Source organism: Mesorhizobium sp. M7A.F.Ca.CA.002.04.1.1 (genome assembly GCF_004022805.1).
GTDB classification, from domain to species: domain Bacteria; phylum Pseudomonadota; class Alphaproteobacteria; order Rhizobiales; family Rhizobiaceae; genus Mesorhizobium; species Mesorhizobium ciceri.
Map to the genome: position 1 here is coordinate 1 of NZ_RZPL01000176.1, position 8,810 is coordinate 8,810.

Consider the following 8,810-nt stretch of genomic DNA (forward strand, 5'->3'; position numbering starts at 1 on the left):
AATTTCCGCGAGCTGCTGCCCGAGGCGCAGAAACCGGAGGGGGCCTCGATCAAGCACGACATTTCGGTGCCTATCGCCTCGATCCCGCGTTTCATCGAAGAAGCCGCCGGCGCGGTGGCGTCGGTGAGCGCCGGCGCGCGCGTGGTCTGCTTCGGCCATATGGGCGACGGCAATCTCCACTACAACATTTCCCGGCCCGTCGACGGCGACGATGAGGCGTTCCTCGCTCTCTATCACCCCATGAACAAGGCGGTGCACGATGTGGTGCGCAGCCTGCACGGTTCGATCTCGGCCGAGCATGGCATCGGCCAGTTGAAGCGCGACGAACTGATCGCCACCGCGCCGCCGATGGCGATCGATCTGATGCGAAGGGTGAAGGCCGCTTTCGACCCGGCCGGCATCATGAATCCGGGTAAGGTTATCTGATCCTTTCGACATCTTGTGGCTGGTGGGATTCCGATAACCATCCCTGAGATCAGCAAAATTTAACCGACTTTCTTAAGCGGGGCGGTAAGGAGCCCGCGCTACTGTCTCCATACAAACGAGGCTGGAAAAACCGGCCCGGAGAGAACCGGACACCGGCTCTCAGGAGACAGACAGGAAGGCCACTCTATGAACACCGGACTGAAGCCAGTCTGGGCGGGACGCAACATGCGTCTCGACCCATTCCGCCTGCCGCAAGTGGTGAGCTACGCGACTCGCGACGACTACGGCGATGTAACCTTCACCATCGACCAGCGCGGCGCCGTGATCCGCCGCTTGCTCGAGATGAGCGGCCTGCCCGCGATCATCGTTCTGCCTTCCAATGCGTTCCGCGGCGTTGCCGCCCGCGCCATGGAGGATCCGGACGGCAATGTCACGGTGACCCTGGAACTCCTGCACAACGACCCGATGCTGTCGGTGCCGCTGCTGGTGGCCGACGATCTCGACGATGTCGCAGCCGACTGGCGCGCCTGGGCCGACGCTTACCGCCTGCCGATGCTGCTCATCGAATCGGACGGCGTTGCCCGCACCCTGGAAGAATCGCTCGGCGCCGCCATCAAGACGCTGCCGCCGCAGGATCGGCGCAAGGGGCGGATTTCGAACACGCGCCGCCCGCGTTTCCTCGCTCGCCGCAGAGCTGGCGACCTCGGTCTCAGGCTGGTCGTCGACGGCCAGGAGATTATTTCGCGGGAGTAGGAAGGTTCTTCCTTCTCCCCCTGTGGGAGAAGGTGGCCGAGCGAAGCTCGGTCGGATGAGGGGTGTTCCAGCTTGGCAACGCCGGCACTCCGTCCAGCACCCCTCAACCGTCTTGGCGCTGCGCGCCAATCCACCTTCTCCCACAAGGGGAGAAGGGAAAAAGCCCGCTAAACCAGCGGCTTCAGAGCCACCCACACAGCGCCGCCGATCAGGCCGAGGAAGATCAGCCAGCCGACCTGGTTGTTCGACCTGAACAGGCGCAGGCATTGGTCCGGATTGTCGATGTCCAACACGGCGATCTGCCGCGCCATATGGGTGCCGGCGGCGATCAGCCCGGCCAGCGCCACCACCGGCGCCTGCGCCGACGCGAAGGCGATGGCGAAGCAGATCAGCGCGCCGCCATAAAGTCCGGCCAGCCAGGCCTTGGTGTTGTCGCCGAACAGGCGTGCCGTCGAGCGCACGCCGACAATGGCGTCATCTTCCTTGTCCTGGTGCGCGTAGATCGTGTCGTAGCCGATCACCCACAGGATCGAGCCGATATAGAGCATGACAGCAGGCCCATCGAGATCGCCGAACTCGACCGCCCATCCCATCAGCGCGCCCCAGGAAAAAGCAAGGCCGAGCACCAGTTGCGGCCAGTTGGTTATCCGCTTCATGAACGGATATATGGCGATGACCGCCAGTGAGCAGATGCCGAGCAGGACGGCAAAGCTGTTGAACTGGATGAGCACGACGAGGCCGACCAGGGCCTGCAGGACGAGAAACAGCCATGCCCGCCGGCGCGTCGCCTTGCCTGACGGCAGCGGTCGCGAGCGCGTGCGCTCCACCTGGTTGTCGATGTCCTCGTCGACGAGGTCGTTGTAGGTGCAGCCGGCGCCGCGCATGGCGATGGCCCCGACCAGGAACAGCACAAGATACAAAGGCGCCGGCAGCAGTGAGAGCAGCGGGTCGCCGGGACGCGGATAGGCGCTTGCCGCCAAGGCCGCCGACCACCAGCACGGCCACAGCAGCAGTTGCCAGCCTATCGGCCTGTCCCACCGCGCAAGCTGCGCATAGGGCCATATCGAGCGCGGCAGCACGCGGTAGACCCAATGGCCGTTCGGCGCATCGGCGACACGGCCCTGGGCCGCTTTCGACTGGATGGTTTCCATGCCCATGGAGTGGCAGCAGCGGCGGAAACCGTCAAGCGGCAAGCGGAGACGCGGCGCCCGTCAGCCTTTCACGAGGCAAAGATGTCGCGGGTGGCGAACCAGTCCTTGGCCACCTCGACGAAGGCCAGCGCTGCATTCGACACACGCTGATGCGTGTCATAGGTAAGCAGGATCCGCTGCATGGGCAGCGGATCCGACAGCGGCTTGCAGATGAGCGGCAGCCCGTCATAGCTGCGGTCGCCATGCGGGCGGGTGTAGCTGACCGCAACGCCGAAGCCGTTGGCGACCATGCTCCGTTGCAGTTCGAACGAGCTTGTCGTCATGTCGGCCACAGGCGAAAGGCCGCGGCTGCGGAACAGGTCGAGCATATGCTGCCAGCTGTGCGGCTGGTCGGTGGTGATCAGCGGATAGGCGGCCAGATCGGCAAGGCTGACCGACGGGCGATCCGCCAGGGCATGGCCTGCCGGCAACAGCGCGTGCGGGCGAAGTTCACGCAGCAGGATGCGGGCGAAATGCGTCGGCAGGCTGAGATCATAAGTCAGGCCGAGATCGATGGCCGCGTCACCCAGCCGTCGACCCAGCGTCTCGAACGTCTCGTCGCGAACGACGATCTTGACGGCCGGATAGCGTTCGGAGAAGGCGCGGATCAAAGCCGGCGCGAAGAAAGGCGCCAGATCCTCGAAGCATCCCAACACCAACTCGCCGCTGACAGCCGATTTGCTTGAACCCAGGCCGATGAGTTCCTCCGTTTCGGTGAGAACCTGCCTTGCCTTGGCCACGACGGCGCGGCCGAACGATGTCGGCGACACGCCGCTTCCCCGCTGGCGGACGAACAGTTTCTGGCCGAAATTCTTTTCGACCGCGTCGATGGCCACCGAGATCGACGGCTGAGAGACGTTCAGCATCCTTGCCGCGCCGGTGACGCTGCCGTGACGCGCCACGGCAACCAGATAGCGCAGCTGCGTGAAAGTCACACTCATAGAGGCACTCTATATGTCAGATCGATAGTTATTATTTTACCGAATGAATAGATGTTGCGATAGTGGCTTTATTCCAAGAGGAGAACGCCATGGCTTCCCGGACTGCCACCCTCGACGCCACCAGGATCGGCGCGTCCACGATTGCCGACTATCAGCGTGACGGCGCTGTTTGCATTCGCGGCGCCTTCAAGGGCTGGGTCGACACGATTGCCGCCGGCATCGAACGCAACATGCAGAACCGCAGCGCCACCGCATCCGACATAGCCAACGGTCGCGGTAGTTTCTTCGATGACTACTGCAACTGGGAGCGCATCCCCGAATTCGTCAGCCTGGTACGGGACTCACCCGCCGCCGAACTGGCGGCGGCGGTGATGCAGTCGCGCACCGCGCAGTTCTTCCATGATCATGTGCTGGTGAAGGAACCCGGCACGCAGAAGCCGACGCCCTGGCATCAGGACATCCCCTACTATTTCGTCGATGGCCAACAGACGGTGAGCTTCTGGATACCCATCGACCCGGTGAAAGAGGCGACGCTGCGGCTGATCGCCGGCTCGCACAAATGGGACAAGATGATCCTGCCGGTGCGCTGGCTCGACGATAGCAATTTCTATGCCGGCGAGGGCGACTATCTGCCGGTGCCCGATCCCGACAAGGACCCTTCGATGAAGGTGCTCGAATGGGAAATGGAGCCGGGCGACGCCATCCTGTTCGACTTCAGGACCGCGCATGGCGCGCGTGGCAATATGACCGCGGCGCGGCGCCGGGCGCTGTCGCTGCGCTGGGTCGGTGACGATGCGCGCTATGTCGAGCGGCCGGGCCGCACCTCGCCGCCCTATCATGGCCACGGCATGCAGCCGGGCGAGAGGCTGCGCGAGGACTGGTTTCCGGTGGTTTTCTCCGCCTAGCGAATCGCCAGAAAATTGGCGGCGGTATCCGCCGCCAATTTTCTGCGGGGATAACGTTCCCGTGCGCAATTGCGATCTAAACACCCTGATGCCTTGACCCGTCGCCCGGAGAGCAATAGCGGGTCTCCAAGAGACTGTTTCGAAATTCGCTCTGGCGAGTCATATGGTGGTGGTTTCGAGAACCGCAGCGGAGCGGACATTTGGTCCGTGAGCTCAGTTCTACTGCACGCAGTAGAACGGGAAGCGCAGAAAACGCCATCAGATGGCCGCCAGAGCAGAATTTCGGCATCAAGAGGTGGCCATGAACGTTCTTCTTCTGGGCTCCGGCGGCCGCGAACATGCGCTCGCCTGGAAGATCGCCGCGTCGCCGCTGCTGACGAAGCTTTATGCCGCCCCCGGCAATCCGGGCATTGGCGGCGAGGCCGAACTGGTCAAGCTCGACATCGCCGATCACGCCGCGGTCACCGCATTCTGCCGGGAGAAAAAAATCGACCTCGTCGTGGTCGGTCCGGAAGGCCCGCTGGTCGCCGGTATTGCCGACGATCTGCGCGCCGAAAATATCCGCGTCTTCGGTCCCTCCAAGGCAGCGGCACAGCTGGAAGGCTCGAAAGGTTTCACCAAGGACCTCTGCGCCCGCTACAACATCCCGACCGCCGCCTATGGCCGTTTCAGTGACCTGGCCTCGGCCAGGGCCTATGTCGAAAAGACCGGGGCGCCGATCGTCATCAAGGCCGACGGGCTCGCTGCCGGCAAGGGCGTCACCGTCGCCATGACGCTCAGTGAAGCACAGGCAGCCCTCGATGCCTGCTTCGATGGTTCCTTCGGCGCCGCCGGCGCGGAAGTTGTGGTCGAGGAATTCATGACCGGCGAGGAGGCGAGCTTCTTCTGTCTTTGCGACGGTACCACCGCACTGCCCTTCGGCACCGCGCAGGATCACAAGCGCGTCGGCGACGGCGACACCGGTCCGAACACTGGCGGCATGGGGGCCTATTCGCCGGCACCGGTGATGACGCCGGAACTGGTCGAGCGCACCATGCGTGAGATCATCGAGCCGACCATGCGCGGCATGGCCGAACTGGGCGCGCCTTTCTCCGGCGTGCTGTTTGCCGGGCTGATGATCACCGACAAGGGGCCGAAGCTGATCGAATACAACACCCGCTTCGGCGATCCGGAATGCCAGGTGCTGATGATGCGGCTGAAGGATGATCTGCTGGTCCTGCTCAACGCGGCAACCGACGGCCAGTTGGCACATACTTCGGTGCGCTGGCGCGACGAGGCGGCATTGACCGTGGTGATGGCGGCGAGAGGCTATCCCGGCACGCCGGAAAAAGGCTCGGTCATCCGCGGCGTCGAAGACGCGGCAAGCGACGGCGTCCAGGTCTTCCACGCCGGCACCGCCATCAATGGCGGCGCGCTGGTGGCCAATGGCGGCCGCGTCCTCAACGTGACGGCATCAGGCGCCACGGTCGGCGAGGCGCAGAAACGAGCCTATGCCGCGCTCGACCGCATCGACTGGCCGGACGGGTTCAGCCGCCGCGATATCGGCTGGCAGGCGGTGGCGCGCGAACAGGGAACCTGAAGTCCGCGTTGGCTTACCGCTGGCCGCGGTCGAGTTCGGTCGAAGCGGTGCTGAGCGGATCGGCAGCGGCAAACGCAGCGTCGAGTTGTGCGGGCGAACGCCGCTCGGTCCGCTTCCAGGCGACATATTGGACAATGCCGAAACTCGGTCTCCGGGGCACCGTCTTCACGACCGGCATGCGGAAGCCGTCGCGGAAACGGGACCAGCGTGTGCCCAACGCTGCGACCATGTCCTCGAAAGTCGGCGGCGCGGCCACAGACGCATAGGTGATGGTGACATTGCCGGCGAGGCCGGCCTCGCGTGAAACCGGCAGCGGTATGGAGGCGAGATAGTCCGGCGGCACGTCGATAAGCCCGCCGAACGGCCATTGCGCGCGCAGCGTGGCGGCGTCGGTCGGCGCGACATTGACGTCTATGTCGTTAGGCGTGCCGGCAACCCTGTAAGGGCAGCGGAAACGGCCGCAATTGGCTTGCGCCGAAAACTGCCACAGTGCGTAGCCTTGCCAGTTGCCCATCGGAAAATGCACGTCGATGTCGGACTTATAGCGGGCATACCAGAGCGGCAGCCGCGACAGGAGCCGGTATCGGTAGCTGTTGTCGGCAATGTACTGGGCGGTCTTGCCGTTGGTGTACAGCACCGGGAAACGGCCGATGCGCCGATGCACCTGGCGGACGAACTCCTCGGCATCGTCGAGCGACATCCATTGCGAGGGATCATTGCCCTCAATGTCGAGAGCCATGAGATCGTCGGGCGCAGGCTCGGCGAAATCGAGGAAATTGTTGGCCTGTTCGACCGGATTGCCCGGGCGGGCAAGGTGATAGGCGCCCCATTTCAGGCCGAGTGCCTTGGCCACCACCCGGCGCGTCTGGAACAGTTCGCGCGTCACCGCATGGCGTTTCCACAGCGCCTTGCAAAGCTTCACCTCAATGTCGTTGCCCAGGCAGAAATAGGGCGGCGGCATGCCGTCGGAGGCCTTGTTGATGAAGCCGACGACCCGCTTGTCGGTGGCGAGTTGGGCCCAACCGATGGAATTGTATTCGTAGGCATCGACCACCAAAGCGCGGTCGGCGTTCTTCCAGGGTTCGGAAAAATCCGAAGCCTTTGCCGCCGTGGACAGCGCCATCGTCGCCGCCAAGGCGAGAAGCGCCAGCGCATGTCGCCCAAAAGTGTGCAGCGGTTTTGGGGCAACGACATGCGGAGGAAACAATGGCTTGAAGGGCGTCGGCACGACACTCTTCAAGCGGCGAAGGAGACGCGCCGTCCTTTTCAAAACAGGGAATCCCCGTTGATCAAAGACAAATCCTGAACGGCTATGGTTAAGGAAGTACTTTCGGGGCTGACTTCAGAAAAGCTGGCGACGCATCAGCTGCTAGAATTCAAACGGGTCCGGAGCCGGCTCTTGCCGCAGCGTGCCCTCGGCGGCGCGTTTGCGGTGGTGGGCGAGTGAGCATTGCGGCGAGCATAATATGCCGCGATCCGACCAGTAGGCGGCCCCGTGGTTCAGTCTGCCGCCATGGTAGCAGAACCCCTCCGCTCGATAGGGCAGGCCGCATTCGATGCAGCGATAGGCGTCGGGTCTGGCAAGCATGGGCTGTTCCGGTTGGCTGGTTCTGATCCGTCGCCGGTCGACTTGATCCGGCATGGATTGAACTTAATACGCGCCGCCGCGATTGCAAAATCCGCGTGACAAAATTTGACGTTTACGTAAAAAGAAGATGGGAGAGCGCTGATACGGCGGGTGGTTTTGCAGCGGCGCTGGCTCTAGGGTCGGCAGGACCGATGCATCGGAAGGAGTAAGCGGCATGTATAGGGCACCGGTCGAGGATATCGCCTTCACGCTCAAGCACGTCGCCGGCATGAAATCGGCGCTCGATGCCGGCAGGTTCGGCGATCTCGGCGATGACCTGGTCGATGCCGTTCTTGGCGAGGCCGGCCGCTTCGCCACTGAAGAGGTCGCACCGCTCTACACGATCGGCGATCGGCAAGGTGCCGTGCTGAAGGACGCTGCCGTCACCACACCACCCGGCTGGAAGGAACTCTATCGCCGCTGGATCGATGGCGGCTGGAACGCGCTCTCCGGGCCTGAGGAATATGGCGGCCAGGCGCTGCCGACCATGCTTGGCGTTGCCGCGCTCGAAATGTGGAACTCCGCCGCCATGGCCTTCGGCATCGGCCCGACGCTGACCATGGGCGCTGTCGAAGCGCTCGACAAACACGCCTCCACAGACCTCAAGGCAAAGTATCTCGGAAAGCTCGTCTCCGGCGAGTGGATGGGCACGATGAACCTGACCGAGCCGCAAGCCGGTTCGGACCTCGCCGCCTTGCGCGCCCGCGCGGAGCCGGTGGGTGACGGCAGCTACCGCATCTTCGGCCAGAAAATCTTCATCACCTATGGCGAGCACGATTTCACCGACAACATCATCCATCTGGTGCTGGCGCGGCTACCGGATGCGCCGGCCGGCACGCGCGGCATATCGCTGTTCCTGGTGCCGAAAATCCTGGTCGGCGACGATGGCGCGCTCGGCGCGCGCAACGATGTCTTCTGTTCCGGACTTGAGCACAAGCTCGGCATCCACGCCTCGCCGACCTGCACCATGATCTATGGCGATGGTTTCCAGGGCGCCAAGCCCGGCGCTATCGGCTGGCTGATCGGCGAGGAGAACAAGGGCCTCGCCTGCATGTTCACGATGATGAACAATGCGCGGCTTTGTGTCGGCATGCAGGGGGTAGCGGTCGCGGAAGCCGCAACGCAGAAGGCGATCGCCTATGCCAATGAACGCCGGCAGGGCAAGGCCGCGAGCTACACTGGCACGGGTATGGCGCCGATCGTCCATCACCCCGATGTCCAGCGTAACCTGCTGACCATGAAGGCGCTGACCCAAACCGCGCGCGCCATCAGCTATTCCTGTGCCCACGCCATCGACATGGCCGGTGTCTCCGCCGGTGACGAGGCGGCCCACTGGCGCGACCGCGCCAATCTGCTGACGCCGCTGGCAAAGGCGTTCTCGACCGATAT

The 8,810-nt window shown here is 63.7% G+C and carries 9 protein-coding genes; 5 read left to right on the top strand and 4 right to left on the bottom strand.

Annotated elements, in window-relative coordinates; translation table 11 throughout:
* Both ENZ75_RS11930 and ENZ75_RS11935 read left to right on the top strand, forming a co-directional pair.
* Positions 1 to 426, top strand: a 426-nt coding sequence (locus tag ENZ75_RS11930; protein WP_245481148.1) for an FAD-binding oxidoreductase, incomplete at its 5' end; no start/stop codon positions are given.
* 186 nt (positions 427 to 612) lie between these two features.
* Positions 613 to 1,179, top strand: a complete 567-nt coding sequence (locus ENZ75_RS11935) for a DUF6101 family protein (RefSeq protein WP_013532817.1) — start codon at positions 613 to 615, stop codon at positions 1,177 to 1,179.
* Between the two features lie 167 nt (positions 1,180 to 1,346).
* On the opposite strand, the gene ubiA is transcribed toward ENZ75_RS11935, so the two are convergent.
* Together ubiA and ENZ75_RS11950 are read right to left on the bottom strand one after the other, a co-directional pair.
* Positions 1,347 to 2,330 carry a 4-hydroxybenzoate octaprenyltransferase gene (gene ubiA, locus ENZ75_RS11945; protein WP_063170187.1) on the bottom strand — a complete coding sequence of 328 codons (984 nt, stop codon included), beginning with the start codon at positions 2,328 to 2,330 and terminating at the stop codon, positions 1,347 to 1,349.
* A 68-nt stretch (positions 2,331 to 2,398) separates the two neighbouring features.
* A complete protein-coding gene (locus ENZ75_RS11950) occupies positions 2,399 to 3,310 on the bottom strand; it encodes a LysR family transcriptional regulator (RefSeq protein WP_063167661.1) in 912 nt (303 codons plus the stop codon).
* An 89-nt stretch (positions 3,311 to 3,399) separates the two neighbouring features.
* Here ENZ75_RS11950 and ENZ75_RS11955 point away from each other — a divergent pair, with 89 nt between their 5' ends.
* A complete protein-coding gene (locus ENZ75_RS11955) occupies positions 3,400 to 4,215 on the top strand; it encodes a phytanoyl-CoA dioxygenase family protein (RefSeq protein WP_013532814.1) in 816 nt (271 codons plus the stop codon).
* 301 nt (positions 4,216 to 4,516) lie between these two features.
* Positions 4,517 to 5,794 carry a phosphoribosylamine--glycine ligase gene (gene purD, locus ENZ75_RS11960; protein ID WP_063170188.1) on the top strand — a complete coding sequence of 426 codons (1,278 nt, stop codon included), beginning with the start codon at positions 4,517 to 4,519 and terminating at the stop codon, positions 5,792 to 5,794.
* Positions 5,795 to 5,807: 13 nt separating this feature from the next.
* On the opposite strand, the gene ENZ75_RS11965 is transcribed toward purD, so the two are convergent.
* Positions 5,808 to 6,917, bottom strand: a complete 1,110-nt coding sequence (locus ENZ75_RS11965) for a glycoside hydrolase family 25 protein (RefSeq protein ID WP_032809930.1) — start codon at positions 6,915 to 6,917, stop codon at positions 5,808 to 5,810.
* A 246-nt stretch (positions 6,918 to 7,163) separates the two neighbouring features.
* Positions 7,164 to 7,382: a hypothetical protein gene (locus ENZ75_RS11970; RefSeq protein WP_128278113.1), complete on the bottom strand. Its 219-nt coding sequence runs from the start codon at positions 7,380 to 7,382 to the stop codon at positions 7,164 to 7,166.
* 214 nt (positions 7,383 to 7,596) lie between these two features.
* Between ENZ75_RS11970 and ENZ75_RS11975 the strand changes: the two genes are divergently transcribed.
* Positions 7,597 to 8,810: acyl-CoA dehydrogenase family protein (locus tag ENZ75_RS11975; protein ID WP_164887788.1), on the top strand; the 1,214-nt coding region annotated here is incomplete at its 3' end.